A 16,865-nucleotide genomic window follows, 5' to 3' on the forward strand; every position below is an offset into this window, starting at 1 on the left:
CGATTTCATCCAAGGTGCTACGACGGTAAATCACGCCAGTGCCCACACCCGTGATACCATCAAAACAATCACGACTAGGTTGGAGCACATCAAAGAAATAGGCCTGCTCATGCCAGCGTCCCGCGCCTACGACACGGTCCAAAAACAGAAAGCTGTCTTCGTTGTAGAAAGTCTGGGGTGCCTGTGCCATTCCCACCAGGGGGTCTTTCATGTGGCCTGCCAGCGTATCCAAGGCATCTCGGCGTGGAATATGATCTGCATCGAAAGTCGCTACGAAATCAGCTTTTGAATGCCGAAGTGCATTATTGAGGTTTCCCGCCTTCGCTCCCGAGTTGTCTGCCCGGGTGAGATAATGCACGCCATATTTTTTTGCGATCTCCGCGATCTCTGGTCGCTTGCCATCATCCAACAAGAAAGTCTCATGAGGGTAGTCGATACTGACAGCCCCCATGACAGTCAGCTCGATCATCTCTGCCGGCTCAGTGTAAACGGGCAAAAACACATCAATCGTCGGACGGAAATCCGAAGCTCCGGGTCCGCGATGCCGGGTGCGGGCACACCTTCACGAGTGTCAAACCTATCAGGATTCCATAAGCTGTTACTAGATAGAAGATCAGTGAAAACCACCATTCATCAGGGTTAAAAACCGTTGGCCTCCACACCAGATAAGAAAGAGCGATCACCACATACATCCCGGAAGCTATCCGACGGCGGGTTTGATTCCTTTCAGATGATAGGGACTTCCTCGCCGTGGCTAAACATGATGAGACGTGGGGTTAAGTGTCATCGGGATTCACCACACACCGAGTTTTTCCGGCTGCTTTGTCGCTGCACCGGCCCAGTCACGGTTCGCGGCAGGGCTGGCGGGAACTGGTGGAGCACGCGGCCGGTTTAAAGCCGCCCCCAGGGCCTCTTCGCACGCCCGGCGCATTCTTCCGCGTAGGCTCACGCCGATCACCCTGCGGCTCTAGGGCTGCGATCACAGCACGCAAATGGGCATCACAGTGTGTGCGTTGAGTGCGGCGGCCTCTGCGGCGGGGTAGCTTCTCTGGTGTGAAATTCTTCCCTCCGGCCTCGATGAACACGAGTGGGCAAAAATTCGCCACAAAGTGCTCTCGGAAGAAATTCTCCGCCGGGCCAAATTTCGCCGCGAAATGGCCCCATAGCCGCCTGCCGCTCACTTTCGACTGCGGACAGGCAAACCCCCAGCGCACGGCCCGCTTCCGGGTGCTCACGCTCCTGGTTTGCCCACGGGCTCGCAGATCTGCATCCAATCACGCACTGCGGCGATCTCCCAAATGGCACCCCCGTCTGCGTCATGCCAAAGGCCTGGATTCATGCCGACGAACACGACTTTCTTCCGCGTGGCGCCGAACCGTGTCAGATAGGCCGCATGCGATGCCCACGCATACTCGAGTGGCTGATAGACATACTCCACGGGCTCTGCGAAGCGGAGCGGACGTAAGTCCTCACGCGGGGAGAGCGGCGGCGATGAGTTTTTCTGCGGGCATGGGCGTCCCTCGTCGTCCCAGACACCGCGCCCGTCAAGACCACCCGCACACAGGCCCCTCACTGGACCAGCCTGCCGTCACATACTGCTCTGTCAGTCGATCTTTGGGCAGGGTGAAGAGGTCCATCGTGTCACCATGCTCGATGGGTTGCCTTTGTAAAAGAAGGCGGTTTGGTCAGCGATCCGCTTGGCCTGCTCCATGTTATGCGTGACGATAATGAAGGTGTAGCGATCCCTGAGTTCATAAATGAGCTCCTCGATGCGTGCCGTGGCGATGGGATCGAGCGCGGCACAGGGCTCATCCATGAGCAGGATGCGCGGCTGGAGTGCGATGGCCCGGGCGATGGCAGAGACGCTGCTGCTGACCACCAGAGAGCCCTGGCCATCTCCTTACGGGCGGTCTTTGGCCTCATCCCACAGAGCGGCAGACTTCAGGCTCCTCTGCGGCATCCATGAGCTCGTGCTTATCTGTCACACCCGCGACTCGCAGGCCATAGACGGCATTTTCAAAGATGGAGCGGGGGAAAGGATTGTACTTCTGGAATACCATTCCCACCTGCCGCCGCAGGGCGATGGGATCGACCTGTGGAGTGTATAAATCCACGCCGTCGATGCGAATGGTGCCACTGACGACGCGAGCGCTGTCCACCAGATCGTTGATGCGATTGATGGCACGCAGCAGCGTGCTCTTACCGCAGCGATGGGCCGATGAGGGCAGTGACGTCTTCACTGCGGATCGGCAGATCGACATCAAAAGAGCACCTGGTGGTCCCCGTAGGCATAATTAAAGCGCTCTACGAGAGGAAGGGATGGTTGGAAGAGGCTGGCGACACGTCTGGCAAGTGAGGAGGAGGGTATTTGGCCCATTCACCACACACTGTCAGCGATTCCAGGGCAACAAAAACGTCACAAACAACACTCAATGCAGCGTCACCGGCTGCGGACGCTGTCCCGACCTTGCTGTCCATCGCCTGATCGAGCGCTAGGCCGCTGATATTTCCGCCAAATCGGGATGCTGGGCTGCTTCTTCGACTTTTTCATCAGCGCCAGGGCGCGAAGTCCTGCCGCTCGATCGCTTTACGCACCTCTGCATCGTGCCCCAGCTCGATGATGCGCGAGTGATTGAGTGCCTGGGCCGTTTCGGGTTCTGGGCAACGAGACGCTACCACACCGCGCCTCTGGCCATAGGATGAGCAGGCGGGACAGATTCGCCGTAGCGCGGATGTCATAGGGGTCGAGCTTTTGGGCGATCGCTCCAGGAAGCTACTGTCCATGCGCTGGCTCAGGCTGGCAAAGATGGACTGCGCCTCCGACTGCACTTTGCCGTTCTTTTTCCACGATCTCGGCGGCACTTTCCAGACTATCCAGGCTGCCGAGCAGCCGCGGCGACATGCTCGCGATCCATAGCAGAAAGCTGGAGGGGAAGGCACTGAGGAGCATGCCACGCCAACCGTGAGTCCGCTGACGAGATTGACAGGCAAACCGAACGCGGAGCAGATACACGCCCGCTTTGCAGATAAAATACGCCAGCAGACCCGGCGCAGCGGAGAGAAGAAGAGCAGCCGATTGGTCGTCATGGCGATGCCCGCCGCGCCGAAGATGTCCGCGGTGCGAAAGACATACCAGGCCACCCCCGGCGGAGATGGCCAGTGAGAACATGCCCACGAGCTGCCGCATCACGCCGCGTGAAAAACCCAGCCGCCAAAAGCGATGAAGCCTACCGTGCCGCAGTGACCCAGATGGTGGAGGGCACTTTCTGGACTAGTATCGAGGACTTCGCTGGTATTCGGCAGGGGCACGGGGCGGATCGTAACACATCATCGAACGAGCGCTAGTGTGCCTTCTGCCCTCCAGCGCCGGCAGGGCATCATCCGCGTGGGTGAAATTTCCGATGTGTCTCCTTCAGTCGGGATTGATCGACGTGGGTGTGGATCTGCGTGGTGGCGATATCCGGCGTGGCCCAGCATTTCCTGGATCACGCGTAAATCCGCCCGTGGGTGGAAGATGCGTGGCAAGCTGTTTGACGCATCTTATGCGGGTGGACATGCTTTCGAAGCCACAGGCCGCTGCTCATCTCCCGGAAGATGGCCTGAATGCGCTCGCTGGTGAGGCGGAGGCCGTTTTGCTCAAAACACAAAACTCTGCGTCTTTAGCCGCACCAGCCCCTGGCCGCCATGCTCGATATACGCCGCTAGGGCATCCCGTGCAGCTGCTCCTGCAGTGCGAGGCGTGTTTTACGCCCTTTGCCCGTGACGCGCGTATCCAGCCTTCTTCCAGGCTCAGGTTCTCCAGCCGTGCATCGAGCAACTCGGAGAGCCGTATGTGGGCCGCTGGCATAAAAAAGCTCGAAAATCGCCCGGTCACGGCGGTCGAGCCGGACTCGTGCCATCCACGGATTCGATGAGCTTTCACGTCAGCTCGCCCAGAGTGCCGGGAGGCGTTTTCCAGCCGCGGTGGCAACAGCGCATCCGCAGGGTCTTTCGTGATGTAGCGCCGGGCGGCCAAAAAGCGGAAAAAATCTTCAACGCGATCCAGCTCTAGCCGCGCAGAGGCGGCGATGCCGTCTTTTTCGCTGCGCCAGGAAATCGCCAAAATCTCCGTGGTGACGGCTGCGGGAGCCTCGGGGCCATCTGCCCGCAACCAGGAGGCAAGGACTCCAGCACGACGCACCAGTAGCTGGTAATTCACGGAAGACCGCGTTCCGTGGCGAGATGGAGAATAAAGGCGTCGATGAGGTCCAGCACGCCGCCAGCATGCCACGGGGAGCTTTGAAGACAAAAATACATTGCCGGGGAAGCGCCGCCCCGGCAATGATGGCAACTCTCCTCTCCTGTTATGGCCTCCTACAATAAAGTCATGCTCATCAGCAATCTCACCCGCGACCCCGAGGTGCGTTATACGCCCAAAGGCAGCGCAGTATGCGACATCGGTCTCGCAGTGAATCGCGTCTATACCTCTGACAGCGGGGAGAAGGTGGGGAAGTCACCTTCGTCGATGTGGTGCTCTGGTCCAAGATGGCCGAGCTCGCTGGCAAATATCTGCACAAAGGCCGCCCAGTCTTTATCGAAGGCCGTCTCCAAATGGATTCCTGGGAGGACAAGCAGACTGGCCAGAAGCGCACACGCCTCGCGTCGTCAGGAGCAGATGCAATTCCTCGGCAGCCCAGGTGATCGCGGTGCCCCTGCTGGCGGCGGCGGTTATGAAGACGAAGGCGGCAGCAATGGTGGTGGTGGTGGTGGTGGTGGCGGCGGCTATGGCGGCGGAGGCGGCAATGGTGGCGGCGGTTACAGCCGTCCTGCCCAGCGTCCGATGCAGCGCTCTGCTGCTTACAGCGCAGCGTCAGCCCAACGCCCTGCCCCAGCCCACCAGAATGATGACTTCGGCGACGGACCCATCACCGAGGGCATGGAAGACGACGGATCATTTTGATTCCCACTTTCCCCCAAAAAGAGCGGCCAGGCATCACAGCCAGCCGCTCTTTTTTATTTAACCCAGTCACTGCACGGGCGAAGTCCGTCGCTTTCATGTACACTTTTCACGCCTTCAGCCTGCGGCTGGATGGTGAACAGGGCCACCATTGGCAGCCTCACTCGCAGACTTGGCTTTGACCAGTCTGGATCAGCACGGAAGGCAGTGAAGGAGGCGATACCGGCCTCCTTGCTGTCGAGAGAGGATGTAGATCAGCTTGGTGCCGGCGCCTTTGTCCTCATCCGTCGGTGTCCAGTAGGCGAGGTGGCTCATGCCGTGGTTGGAGAAAAGCTTCATGGTGTGCTCCCGGAAGCGGGCATGCAGCGCATCGAGCTTGCCTGGAGGGGTGATGTAAGAGCGCAGTTCAAAGACGCGTGGCTTACTGCCTTTTTCGATCTTTAGCACCGGGGAGTACGGCGTGGTGGTCATGAAGACCGACTCGATCTTCGCCACGATCTTGCCATCTGCCTCGCTCGCCTTTGCAGCAGCCTGCCACTCTGGATCAGCGCCAAGGCCTTGAAGCTCGCCTTCGCGGCATCGCGGCTGGCATGCTCCAAACATAGATGAGCGTGGTTTTGGAGCCATTCTCCTCATCCACAGGCACCCAGTAGCCCACGTTCTTCATGCCATGCTTTTCAAACAGCTTGCAGGTGTGGTCGCGGAAGCGTGTGAGCAGCGCATCGAGCCGCCCCTCATGGCATGTATAGATGCGTAGCTCATAGACGGGGTCCGCGTGAGCAGTGGAAAAGGCAGTGAAGAGAAGTGAAGCCGCAGTGGCGAGAAGTCGGAGCATTTTCATGGCGGTGCGGATGCTGGCGCGGATTCGCTTCAGCGCAAAGATGCTTTTCTTTGTCCACCTTGCCCCTCGCTACTTCCTGCCTATGCGGAGCAGGACATGACTACCACGCTCATCCTCAAGTGTCTCGCCATTGGCGTCGTTAGCGGCATCATCGCGGCACTCTGCGGTGTCGGCGGCGGTGTGGTGATGGTCCCGGCCTTTGTCCTGCTGCTCGATATGCCGCAGAAAACCGCCGTCGCCACCCCCTAGCCATCATCATCCCCACAGCACTCATGGCCACCACCCAGAACGCCCGCGCGGGCTAGTGAACTGGCAAGTCGTGCTCTACACCGCCATCGCATCCTCCATCCCTGGCCTACTTCGGCGCGGGATGGCTCAAGCGCCTCAGCAACGAGACGCTCAGTCAGGGCTTCGGCGTGCTTTTGATCATCTTTGGCATCCGCATGCTCTGGGCTGGCCGGGCCTAGACATGTTCTCAAAAAGCTCGGCTCAGACTATTCTGCCGCCTATTATACCGGCTCGTTTTCATAATTCGTGCTGCTAGGTCTAGCTCTGCGTGACCGGTTTCTCAGCATTCACAAAGAGGCCGAAGATGCCTGCGAGCACAAAGGCGATGGCGCAGACCCACACGCCTTCGTGGTAGTCGTGATTGGTGTCGTAGAGTAGCAGGTTTTGGTGAAGATGAGCGGCAGCAGGGCGGCGCCGAAATTGCCCCACATGTTTCCCCAGCCAAAGAGCTGTGCTTGATACTTACCACTGATGTCCTGCATCGTCGTCCACATCGCTGGTAGGCCGAAGTCCGCAAAGAATGTCACCATGCCGAAGCTGAAGGCCATGCCCCAATGCGTATCGGTGGTGAGGGCGAGCAGGTAGCAGGCCGCAGCGGCGAATTTGGTGATGGAGGCGGCAGCATGCGCCCCAGGCGCTTGCCGTAGCGGCGAGTGAGTGCATCTGTCGCGATGCCGCCGATGGGCAGGGCCGAGATGCCGATGAAAAGCGCTGCCGTAGTAACCCAGCCGCTCGCTGCGTCATCCAGATGCATGACGATCTTTAAATAATCTGGCAGAGAGAGCACCAGGAAGGCCCAGCCGATGTTGGTGAAGAATTGCACGGCATTGGCGAGCCACAGATTGCCACTGGAGCAGGCGGCGGCCCAGGGGAAGCTGCGCGGCGGATTTTTCACCGGTTGGAAGTCGCCGCGGCCTTCAGCCAGCAGCGTGATCTCGGCTTCATTGCAGCGTGGGTGCAGGCGCGGGTGCTCGCGGAAGACGGTCCAGTAACACACTGCCACGGCCAGCCCACCAAAGCCGTAGATCCAGCCCGCGTAGCGCCAATCACCTGATTTGAGGATGACGAAAGCCGTGAGCCACGGTGCAGCGGCTCCACCGATGCGCCCACCCCAGGAGATGATGGCGCTGAAGAGCCCGCGTGCCCCGATGTGGGCCCAGCGTGTGACCAGACTACTGCTAGCCGGGTAGTAACCCGCCTCCGCCAAGCCGCAGAACATGCGGGCGATGAAGAGCGTCCAGAAGCCGGTCGCGAAGCTGGTAGCTGCGGTGAAAAATGACCACGCCGCGATGTAGATGGTGATCAGCATGCGGGCTCCGAAGCGGTCACTGAGCCAGCCCGCTGGCACCTGGAAGAGTGCGTAGGCCCAAAAGAAGGCACTTTTGATGCCATCGATCTGACCTTGATCGAGCTTGATGTCTGACTGGAAGGAATCCGAGCCCAGGATGTTCGCCAGGCAGATGCGGTCCAGGTACATCAGGAAGGCCACGACCGTGCCAGTGGCGAGTACTTGGTGGCGGACGGCAGTGGGGTGAGGGACGGCTTCAGGCATAGCGTAGGAGCAGTCAAGCGCCGCACGCTGAATGATCTTGCAGAGTTTGCGCAGCAACAGGATCATGGTCACCATCATGACTGCTATCAAAAACCTCGTCGCTCTCCTCGTTATCTCCGTGCTCGGAGCTGGTGTGCTGGGCTGGTTTCTTTTCCAGACACGCACGCAGAATGATGCCCTGCGGGCCGATATACTGCGCATCGAGGCAGAGCATGATGCGCAGCTCCGTGATAAGGATGAGCTGATGCAGCGGTCGCTGGAGAATCAGGCCGCGAAGCACCAGCTCGCGCTCGATGCTCTGAATGCCGAGCATGCGCAGACTGTGGCCGCGATGCGCCAGGATGAGCGGAAGCGGCTGACAGCAGCAGCGCGGGAGTTTAGCAGCATTTTGAGGGGAATCAGGCCACGCTGGGCTACATCAATGCGCTGGAGGATAAGGTGAAGTCCGGCCAGCAGCTCTCCAAGGCCGAGGTGGAGCGCCTCACGGTGATCACCACCGGCCTGGGCTACCTGAAGAAGCAGTACCAAAAACCGATGGAGGAGTTCAAGGAGCTCCAAGATTACTTTGAGGCCCAAGCGGCGAAGGTGGTGGAGAAACCGAAGGGGAGCTTCTTCAAACGCCTCTTCAGCAAAAGCTACCGCGAGGCAGAAAAGGAATACGAGCGCAATCAGGGTGCAAAGCAGGCCTTCGAGCAGGCGCAGGGCGTGTTTTCACAGGTTTACACCAAGGCGCAGAAGTCGATGGCCGGTGTGAGCCTGGATGCAGATGCGCAGATCAAGAAGTTGCAGGATTACATCGACGATAAAAAGCAGCAGAATGCAGATGACCTGAGCTCCCTCTTTGGCCAAGCACGCAAGGCACTGCGCACGCACCAGGCAGTGCTGGATTTCGAGCCAGAGGCAGCCCCGACTCTGCCCAAGACGAGTCCGCCGCAGCCGTGATGCCTCCGCCATTCACCATCACCCTCCTCACACTGTGCCCACTACCCGACCTGAAGTACTCCTCGCTGCACCGTTGCCGGATTTTCTGCGTTTGCCGCTAGAGGCAGCTTACACCTGCCATGTGCTGAAGGATGCGCAGCCACACCTGGAGCGCATCCGTGCGGCGATCCCACTGGGCGGCACAGTCTTGAGCACGGAGTTGCTCGCGAGCATGCCTGCGCTGGAGATCGTGAGCGTGATGGGCGTGGGCTATGATGGGGTGCCTATTCCGTATTGCCGTGAGCGCGGTATCCGCGTGACGAATACGCCGGATGTGCTGACGGATGACGTGGCAGACATCGCGGTAGCGCTGGTGCTGATGACGAGCCGGCGGCTGGTGGAGTCCAATCGCTACCTGCATGCCGGGAGCTGGCTGACGGGGCCATTCCCACTGGCACATGCCGTGCGGGGCAAAACAGCGGGCATTTTCGGCCTCGGCCGCATCGGAAAGGCCATCGCACGGCGTCTTGAGGCCCATGGGATGAAAATCGCCTACCACGGCCGGAAGCCGCAAAATGTGCCGTGGGCCTATTTTGATGATTTGCAGGCTCTCGCGGCAGAAAGTGACTTTTTGGTCATCGCATGCCCCGGCGGCCCAGAGACGCAAAAGCGCGTGGATGCGCCTGTTTTGGCCGCTTTAGGCCGTGAGGGCACGCTGATCAATATCGCACGCGGCAGTGTGGTGGATGAGGCGGCGCTGATCACCGCGCTGCGTGCCGGGACGATCCGTGGCGCAGGCCTGGATGTCTTTGAAGATGAGCCACGCGTGCCTGCGGAGCTGCTGGCATGCGAAAATGCGGTGCTACTGCCGCATGTAGGCAGCGCCACACATGAGACACGCCTCGCGATGGCGAATCTGGTGCTGGAGAACCTCGCCGCGCACTTCGCCGACCGGGAGCTGATCACGCCCGTGTGCTAAAAAGGGCATCCGTGTGAATGCGGAGAAAGTTAGAAATACCGCTCTCACCGCTTACGCAGTAGCTTTCATCATGCGTTTTCCGACTTTGTTCTTCCTGACAGGCCTCTCGCTGCTGCACGCCGAAAAGGACACCCGACTCGTGCGTGAGACCGAGGCACTGTCTCCAGATGCGGAGCGGGCAGCGCTGCATGTGCCCGCAGGCTTTGAGGTGCAGCTTTTCGCAGCCGAGCCGCAGATCAACAAGCCCATCAACATCGCCTTCGACGCCAGGGGCCGCCTGTGGGTCAGTAGCACCGTGGAGTATCCGTATGCCGCCGATAAAAGCCGCTGGTCCGATCCTCAAGGCACCCGCGTCCGAGATAGCCGCGATGCCATCAAGATCCTCGAAGACACCGATGGCGACGGCCGCGCGGATCGCGTGACCGACTTCGCCGACGGGCTCAATATCCCCACCGGTGTCCTACCATGGCATAAGCCGCAGCACAAAGCGGGCTGCATCGCCTTCAGCATCCCCAACATCTGGTACTTCGCCGACACCGACGGCGACGACCGTGCGGATGTGCGTGAGGTGCTCTTTGGCCCGCTGGGCTATGAAAAAGATACCCACGGCATGTGCAGCAGCTTCCGCCTCGGCCTGGATGGCTGGGTCTATGCCACGCATGGGTTTAACAACACCAGCAAATTCCAAATCCTCCCGCAGAACCGCCAACCGGGAACTGAGAACCGCGAACCGGGAACTTTGGAGCTTCACAGCGGCAACGTCTTCCGCTTCAAGCCCGACGGATCAAAGGTGGAACTGTGGACCAGCGGCCAGGTGAATCCTTTTGGCCTCGCGTGGGACCGTTACGGCAATCTTTACAGCGCAGATTGCCACAGCTCGCCTGTGTATCAGCTCATTCGCGGTGCCTGCTATCCCAGCTTTGGCAAACCGCATGATGGACTCGGCTTCGCACCTGTGATGTGCCAGCACACGCATGGCTCCACGGGCATCTGCGGCATCGTTTATCTCGACGGCGGTGTGTGGGGCCCTGAGTGGGACGATCACATCCTGCTGGGCAATCCCGTTACCTCCCGCGTCAATCGTGACCACGTCACCTTCACCGGCAGCACCCCCAAGGCGAACGAGCAGCCCGACTTCATCACCAGTGACGATCCATGGTTCCGCCCCGTCGATCTCACCCTCGGCCCCGACAGCGCCCTTTACATCGCCGACTTCTACAACAAGATCATCGGCCACTACGAAGTGCCACTGGATCATCCGGGCAGAGACAAAGAGCGTGGGAGAATTTGGCGTGTGGTGAAGAAAGACACACAACCGCTGACCACCGACTTTGCCGCAATGCCTGCCAAGCGAATCGTGGAGGAACTAGGACATCCCAATCTGACACGTCGCCATTTGGCCCTCCGCGAAGTCAGAATGCGCGGCACCAAAGAATGGCTTCCGGAGTTGTTTCGTCTTTTTGAGTCAGGCGAAACCATGTCAAGAAATGACCATCACGGGAGATTTTCGATTTTTCATGTCTCATCCAAATGTGACCTTCGATTGGCCCATTCAATGTGGGCATTGCCGACCTCGGAGAGCTTTCGTCTCCAACGCTGCGCAATCTCCACACCGGCGGAGATTGGATTGAGGACCGGGGGGATCAGTTATACGGCTTGCTGATGTCACATGCGGCGCAGGTGATTGGTTCCTATGATCAGCTCCACCCCTGGGAGAAATGGAACCTCGGCATTGCCTTCGATGGTCGAGGCAGCGCCATCGGACGAGTCTCAACACAGGCTTTGTTGCGGCGGCCTGACTTTCTCGTGGGTGATCCGTCCTGGCGTAGCTCCATGATATGGATGCTGGTCAGTACGATAGAAAATATGCTTTCCCCTCCAGGGCCCGAAAACGACTGGTCAGACAGATTGGGAGATGACTCCTATGTGTATGCTCTCCGGCTGTTGCTTCGGGACGTGCTTTCGCAGCCAGGATGGCTGGAGGACAAAGAAGCACTACGGAGGCTTGAATCGGTCAAATACGGTGTCTCCAGGCTGGCCGGAGCATGACGCCACACGCCCTCACCCACATCGCTCGCTACGGTGATCTCGTGCTGCTACCGCAAGTCATCGCTCTTGCCAAACAAGCATCACTCCAAAACTCCACCAGTCCACTCCCACTCCTCACCGCCATCCACGAAGGCCTCAGCGAACGCGGCACGCCGCCACCGCCATTGATGCTCTCCTGGGCTCAAAATTTGGCCAAACAGCTCCTCGCAGCCGATTCCCAAAAACCCGCTCCCGCGTGGACCAGCACTGGAAACGCCAAATGGTCCCTCCAGCCGCGAAAGCTCGCCGATGGCTCTGAAGTCACCGTGCTGCAAAGCATGGCCAAGGGCGGCGGAGACGAAGAAAGCCGCACGGGCATGCTGAAGTCGAAAATCTTCGACGCACCGGCCAAACTCACGCTTTGGCTCAATGGCCACTGCGGCTCCCCCAAGGCCAAAGCGCATGAAAAAAACATCCTCCGCATCGTGGAGGCTGAAAATGGCCGTGAAATCGCCCGCGCACTCCCACCACGCGATGACAAGCCGCAACGTAGCGAGCTGGATCTCTCCACACATGCTGGCAAACCTGTCCGCATCGAGCTCTTCGACGGCGATGACGGCAAAGCCTACGCTTGGCTCGGAATATCGCAGATCGAGCCTGCGGTGGTTAGCGTGAACGATTTCCAAAGCGAGGACAGCACTCGCGAATCGCTCAAAACGCTCGCCGTGATGCTCCAGCACAGCGCCCCGGCTGCTTTGCGAGAAAAACTGGCCGTCTATCTGCCGACACGGCCTGCGCCACCGCCCCTGCCCGTCTCGCCGGAGCAGCGCCAGCAACTCGATGCGCTGATCGCTGCCCGAGTCGCCGCCTTTGCCAAAGCGAAGCCCGATCTCGAAGTCGGAGCGAATGTCTTCAAGATGAACTGCGCCGCCTGTCATCAAATCAAAGGCGAAGGCGGCCTGATCGGCCCGCAGCTCGATGGCATCGGCGCACGCGGTGTGGCGCGGCTGTGTGAGGACATCCTAGACCCCTACCGCAATGTGGATGCGCATTTCCATCTGCACACGCTGACGCTGAAGGATGGCGCCGTGATCGCAGGATTCCTGAAAGCGGAGCTGGGGCAGGTGCTGCTGCTAGCAGATGCCACAGGCAAAGAACACCGCATCAGCCAGCGTGACATCGCGAAGCGGGACGTGGTGCCGATGTCGCTGATGCCGCCGACCTTTGCCCAAAGCATCGCGGAAGCGGAGTTCGCGGACTTGTTGGCCTTTTTATTGAAGGAGAAGACGCCGTGATGGGGTGGTGCTTTACCATTGTGGCGGCTGCACCAGTGTGCCTGCTTTGATGATGCCGCCCTGCATCACGGCGCGGATGTTTTTGCGGTTTTCAAGGATGCGGATGTCCTTCATCACATCGCCATCGACGACGAGGATGTCTGCGAGCTTGCCTTTTTCGACGGAGCCCAGCTCATGGGCACGGCCCATCATCTTCGCACCACCGAGGGTGGCGCATTGGATCGTGTCCAGCACGCTGAAGCCGACATAGTCCACAAAGAAGGTCAGCTCCTGGGCGTAGGTGCCGTGCGGAGTCCAGCCAAAGCCGTAATCGCCGCCGAGGCCGAGGGTGCCGCCGGCTTTGAGCACCATGCGGGCGCTTTCGGCTCCGGCTTCGAGCGTTTCCTGATGTCCATCGAGCACTCGCTGGGAGAGGCCGAATTCCTTGCCGCGCTGCACGCTGAAGAGCTCAAAGCCGAGGCCGGGGCACATGGGCACGTTGCGCTTGAGTAGCAGGTCGAGGCATTCTGCATCCATGAAGGTGCCGTGCTCGATGGCGTCGTAACCGGCTTTCAGCGCATTGTAGATGCCTTCGCGGGCACGGCAGTGGCCGGTGACTTTCAGGCCGTGATTATGCGCCGTGGCGACGACAGCGTGCATTTCATCAAAGGTCATGCACAGGGTGTGGTGGTCATTGATGTCTGGAGAGGCGGCATCGCCGGTGGGATAGGTTTTCACCCACTCGATGCCGTCTTTGACGAGCTTGCGCACGGCGGTGCGTGCCTGATCGGGGCCGTTGACGATGAAGACGATGCCTTCCATGCCGATTTTCCGGTAATCGGGGTTCCAGTCCATCAAACCGCCTGCGCCGCAGATCTCGCGACCACTGGTGGCGAGCCGCGGACCGGGGATCATATCCTCCTCGATGGCCTTTTTCATCCAGACGTCGATGTTGTGCAGGCAGCCGCCGCTGCGCGCGCTGGTGTAGCCGCATTCGAGGGCGGTTTTTGCGTTTACGGCGGATTGGAGCGTGACGTATTCGACGGGGAACTTGATGTCGAGGTCCTGTAGCTCGGTGACATTAAAATAGGTGAGGTGGATGTGTGCCTCGATGAGTCCTGGCAGGATGGTGCCGCCCTGGGCGTCGATTTTTTGGGCATCGGGTGCCGGAGGGGCCTCACTGGCGGGGCCGGCGTAGGTGATGAGGCCGTCGGTGACGATCACGCTGGCATTCGGGACGGGAGGGGCGCCCGTGCCGTCGATGAGTTGGCCATTTTGGATGAGGGTGGTGCCAGATTGGAGCTTCATGGGTGGAGAGAGGCAACAAAACGGGCGCTGGGAGGAGAAGATTTGTTTTTTTGGCCAAAAATGCGGTTGCCCGTGCGCTGTGCGTTCCGATACTCCGCACCCGAAAACCCCGCTCCGCAGCCCCTCTGGGGAGCACTCCGCATTTTTCATGGCTACCATCGTCGTTCAACGCCCCAAGCTCGCCTGGCACGAGCGCTGGTTCCTTTCCACGCTCGTGAAGGGCCTCAAAATCACCGTCAGCCACGGTATCAAGACCTTCCTGCAAATCGCGGGCAAGAAGCCAAAGGTGACGATGGAGTACCCAGAGCAGAAATGGGACGATCAGCTCCCAGAGCACTATCGCGGGGCTCCTGCACTGGTGACGGATGAGCACGGTCGTGAGCGCTGCGTGAGCTGCCAGCTCTGCGAGTTCATCTGCCCGCCGAAGGCCATCAAAATCACCCCCGGTGAGATCCCCAGCGACGATCCGTGGGCCAAGGTCGAGAAGCGTCCGCAGGCCTTCGACATCGACATGATCCGCTGCATCTACTGCGGGATGTGTGAAGAGGTCTGCCCAGAGCAGGCCATCTTCCTGCGCAAGGACTACGCCATCACCGGTCTCAGCCGCAAGGAAATGGTGCATGACAAAGCGAAGCTCTACCAGATCGGCGGCCAACGCGTGGGCCTAGTGAATAAGTGGAATGAGATGAAGTGAGCCTTGTGGAGCTGCACAGGTGTGCGGCGAGTGCTTTGTCTGTGAGAAACCTTGGTAGCTGAGCGGCGTTTTGCTGGTAGATCCTTCTACACACTCTCCCTTTTCACACTCGCATGCAGTGGTTCACTAGTTTCCGTGCCAAGCTCATCCTGACCATCTTTCCCGTGGTGGCGGTGGTGACGACGGCGGCGCTGCTGCTGGCCGAGCGGAAATTCACAGCGGCCTACCGGCAGCTCTTTGAAGAACAATTCGAGCAACAGATCGCCACGCTCACGCTGGCGCGGACTCGGCGCTTTGAGGCTCTATCCAAGGTGCTGCTGCAAATGTCAGAGCAGCCCGAGGTGCTGGCGGCGGTATCCAAACATGATTTTAAGCAGCTCGCACAGCATCTGCGGCCCCAGCTCGATCAATTGGCCTCAGAGCGGATGCAGTCTGAGATGCCGAAGCTGGGACCGAAGCGTGATGGGGCAAAGGGCGGCGGGTCGCGCTCTGCGGGTGCCCGTGGAGAGGATGCGAAAGGGCGCTTTTCATACCCACCTGGTCAAGCGCCATTCGTGGCGTTCATCGATGAGAAGGGGAAATTCATCGCCACCTCCCAACAGCGCATCCCCGGAGCCCTGGGGCTGCTGGGAGCTGGACTCTCGCAGGATGCGAATGGGGAGGTGCGACGAAAAGGCGATAAGCTGCCGTGGCTGGAGGATCGGCGACTGGAGGACGTGCTCCAGGAGCAGGAGGTGGGCTATTTGAAGCTGGAGTTCACCGATCGCGAAAACCGCGAGACGGAGCAGGTGCGTGAGGTCTTCATCACTCCGCTGCGTGAAGAAAAGGACGGGCGCTTCCTCGGTGCGTTCCTCTTCGGCCTGCCGCTGGTGTCGCAGTTGGAGCGCATGCTTTATGAGCAGTCGCGACGTTCAGAGCTGGGGGAAATCATGAGCGGCATCTGGGTGGAGGATGGACTGGTTAGCACCACGATCCCGAAGGAGCAGCGTGCTGAAGTGGCCGCGCAGGTGGCTGAGGCGATGGCAGACTCTCGGCGTGCACGGCGGGAGATGCAGGTGAGCATCGGCGGTGTGCGGCATGAGATCTTTTTTCGTGTGCTCAATCCAGGCTCGCCCTTTCCGATCGCGGCACAGGTGAATCTGTATCCACTCTCCGCACTGGATGCGGAGATACGTGGTTTGCGTGGCGCGGTGGCTGCGCTGGTGGCGCTGGCGCTGCTGGTGGCACTGCTGGCGGTGCTTTGGATCTCCAGGAATCTCTCTGGCCCTGTCACGGAGCTGTCGCGGGCCGCCCGCGAGATCGAGCAGGGGAACTTCTCCGTGCGAGTGCCAGTGACGCGGCGTGATGAGCTGGGAGCGCTGGCCTTTTCCTTCAATCAAATGGCGGCGGGACTCTCACTCCAGGAAAAATACCGCAGCGTGCTCAATGCGGTGGCGGATCGCACCGTGGCGCAGCAGCTCATCGAGCAGACTGGCCGTCTGGGTGGTGAGCTGCGGAATGTGACGATGCTTTTCTGCGACATCCGTGGCTTCACCGCCCTCACCGAGCACATGCCACCGGCAGAGGTCATTGAGCTGCTGAATGATCACATGACCGCCCTCACGGAGGTGGCCTATGCCCATGAGGGCATCGTGGATAAATTCGTCGGTGATCTCATCATGGTGCTCTTTGGCGCTCCGGTGAGTGGTGGCAGTGATGCGGCGCGGGCGGTGCAGTGTGCCCAGGCCATGCTGGAGGTGCGGCGTGCGCATAATGAATCGGCAAAACATCCCATCGAGGTCGGTATCGGTATCGCCACGGGGGATGTGGTAGCAGGCTGCATGGGCAGTGATCAGCGCCTGAGCTACACCGTGCTCGGTCACAGTGTGAATCTAGCATCCCGCCTCTGTGGCATCGCTGGCCGTGGGGAGATCATCATGGATGATGCCACCTACGAGCAGGCACGGTCGCTCGTCGCCGCAGAGCCCCTGGAGCCCGTGCAACTGAAGGGCATGCAGGTGAAAGTACAGCCCTGGCGAGTGTCCGTGTAGGCACAGCGCCAAAA

Annotated in this window: 16 protein-coding genes and 3 pseudogenes; 11 read left to right on the top strand and 8 right to left on the bottom strand. The window is 59.9% G+C overall.

The window, feature by feature from the left end:
* The 4 genes and pseudogenes from IPK32_06900 to IPK32_06915 all read right to left on the bottom strand — a co-directional run.
* Positions 1 to 469 (bottom strand): glycosyltransferase (locus IPK32_06900; protein ID MBK8091706.1); only part of this gene is annotated, 469 nt, incomplete at its 3' end.
* Between the two features lie 373 nt (positions 470 to 842).
* Positions 843 to 1,235, bottom strand: a complete 393-nt coding sequence (locus IPK32_06905) for a hypothetical protein (GenBank protein MBK8091707.1) — start codon at positions 1,233 to 1,235, stop codon at positions 843 to 845.
* On the bottom strand, positions 1,232 to 1,573 hold the full coding sequence (locus tag IPK32_06910) for a hypothetical protein (GenBank protein ID MBK8091708.1): 342 nt from the start codon (positions 1,571 to 1,573) through the stop codon (positions 1,232 to 1,234). Before IPK32_06910 ends, IPK32_06905 begins: the two co-directional genes overlap by 4 nt.
* Positions 1,545 to 2,292: pseudogene (locus tag IPK32_06915) on the bottom strand (ATP-binding cassette domain-containing protein). Before IPK32_06915 ends, IPK32_06910 begins: the two are co-directional and overlap by 29 nt.
* 670 nt (positions 2,293 to 2,962) lie before the next feature.
* On the opposite strand from IPK32_06915, the gene IPK32_06920 reads away from it, so the two are divergent.
* The 3 genes and pseudogenes from IPK32_06920 (at position 2,963) to ssb (ending at position 4,939) form a co-directional block, all read left to right on the top strand.
* The gene (locus tag IPK32_06920; GenBank protein ID MBK8091709.1) at positions 2,963 to 3,163 is read left to right on the top strand and encodes a hypothetical protein; all 201 of its coding nucleotides are present in this window, start codon (positions 2,963 to 2,965) and stop codon (positions 3,161 to 3,163) included.
* Positions 3,164 to 3,195: 32 nt separating this feature from the next.
* Positions 3,196 to 3,345 (top strand): hypothetical protein, encoded by a 150-nt coding sequence (locus tag IPK32_06925; protein ID MBK8091710.1) that lies wholly within the window; start codon positions 3,196 to 3,198, stop codon positions 3,343 to 3,345.
* Between the two features lie 1,000 nt (positions 3,346 to 4,345).
* A pseudogene (gene ssb, locus IPK32_06930) lies at positions 4,346 to 4,939 on the top strand (single-stranded DNA-binding protein).
* 189 nt (positions 4,940 to 5,128) lie between these two features.
* Here the strand turns inward: ssb and IPK32_06935 are convergent.
* Positions 5,129 to 5,777, bottom strand: a pseudogene (locus tag IPK32_06935) (NIPSNAP family protein).
* A 96-nt stretch (positions 5,778 to 5,873) separates the two neighbouring features.
* Here IPK32_06935 and IPK32_06940 point away from each other — a divergent pair.
* Entirely contained in the window at positions 5,874 to 6,026 is a 153-nt protein-coding gene (locus IPK32_06940; protein MBK8091711.1) for a TSUP family transporter, read from the top strand.
* A 326-nt stretch (positions 6,027 to 6,352) separates the two neighbouring features.
* On the opposite strand, the gene IPK32_06945 is transcribed toward IPK32_06940, so the two are convergent.
* Together IPK32_06945 and IPK32_06950 are read right to left on the bottom strand one after the other, a co-directional pair.
* Positions 6,353 to 6,613 (bottom strand): hypothetical protein, encoded by a 261-nt coding sequence (locus tag IPK32_06945; protein MBK8091712.1) that lies wholly within the window; start codon positions 6,611 to 6,613, stop codon positions 6,353 to 6,355.
* Positions 6,589 to 7,683 (bottom strand): MFS transporter, encoded by a 1,095-nt coding sequence (locus IPK32_06950; protein MBK8091713.1) that lies wholly within the window; start codon positions 7,681 to 7,683, stop codon positions 6,589 to 6,591. Before IPK32_06950 ends, IPK32_06945 begins: the two co-directional genes overlap by 25 nt.
* A gap of 10 nt (positions 7,684 to 7,693) precedes the next feature.
* Between IPK32_06950 and IPK32_06955 the strand changes: the two genes are divergently transcribed.
* The 5 genes from IPK32_06955 (at position 7,694) to IPK32_06975 (ending at position 12,840) form a co-directional block, all read left to right on the top strand.
* Entirely contained in the window at positions 7,694 to 8,059 is a 366-nt protein-coding gene (locus IPK32_06955) for a hypothetical protein (protein MBK8091714.1), read from the top strand.
* Positions 8,056 to 8,559: a hypothetical protein gene (locus IPK32_06960; protein ID MBK8091715.1), complete on the top strand. Its 504-nt coding sequence runs from the start codon at positions 8,056 to 8,058 to the stop codon at positions 8,557 to 8,559. Before IPK32_06955 ends, IPK32_06960 begins: the two co-directional genes overlap by 4 nt.
* A gap of 34 nt (positions 8,560 to 8,593) precedes the next feature.
* Positions 8,594 to 9,517 carry a 2-hydroxyacid dehydrogenase gene (locus tag IPK32_06965; protein MBK8091716.1) on the top strand — a complete coding sequence of 308 codons (924 nt, stop codon included), beginning with the start codon at positions 8,594 to 8,596 and terminating at the stop codon, positions 9,515 to 9,517.
* Between the two features lie 70 nt (positions 9,518 to 9,587).
* A complete protein-coding gene (locus tag IPK32_06970; protein MBK8091717.1) occupies positions 9,588 to 11,180 on the top strand; it encodes a hypothetical protein in 1,593 nt (530 codons plus the stop codon).
* Positions 11,181 to 11,562: 382 nt separating this feature from the next.
* Positions 11,563 to 12,840: a c-type cytochrome gene (locus IPK32_06975; GenBank protein ID MBK8091718.1), complete on the top strand. Its 1,278-nt coding sequence runs from the start codon at positions 11,563 to 11,565 to the stop codon at positions 12,838 to 12,840.
* A gap of 12 nt (positions 12,841 to 12,852) precedes the next feature.
* Here IPK32_06975 and IPK32_06980 read toward each other — a convergent pair whose 3' ends face one another.
* On the bottom strand, positions 12,853 to 14,127 hold the full coding sequence (locus IPK32_06980) for an amidohydrolase family protein (protein MBK8091719.1): 1,275 nt from the start codon (positions 14,125 to 14,127) through the stop codon (positions 12,853 to 12,855).
* A gap of 148 nt (positions 14,128 to 14,275) precedes the next feature.
* Between IPK32_06980 and IPK32_06985 the strand changes: the two genes are divergently transcribed.
* Both IPK32_06985 and IPK32_06990 read left to right on the top strand, forming a co-directional pair.
* Positions 14,276 to 14,821 (top strand): NADH-quinone oxidoreductase subunit I, encoded by a 546-nt coding sequence (locus tag IPK32_06985; protein ID MBK8091720.1) that lies wholly within the window; start codon positions 14,276 to 14,278, stop codon positions 14,819 to 14,821.
* Positions 14,822 to 14,934: 113 nt separating this feature from the next.
* Positions 14,935 to 16,851 carry an adenylate/guanylate cyclase domain-containing protein gene (locus tag IPK32_06990; protein MBK8091721.1) on the top strand — a complete coding sequence of 639 codons (1,917 nt, stop codon included), beginning with the start codon at positions 14,935 to 14,937 and terminating at the stop codon, positions 16,849 to 16,851.
* The last annotated feature ends 14 nt before the right edge of the window (positions 16,852 to 16,865 follow it).

This window comes from Verrucomicrobiaceae bacterium (genome assembly GCA_016713035.1).
Taxonomy (GTDB): domain Bacteria; phylum Verrucomicrobiota; class Verrucomicrobiia; order Verrucomicrobiales; family Verrucomicrobiaceae; genus Prosthecobacter.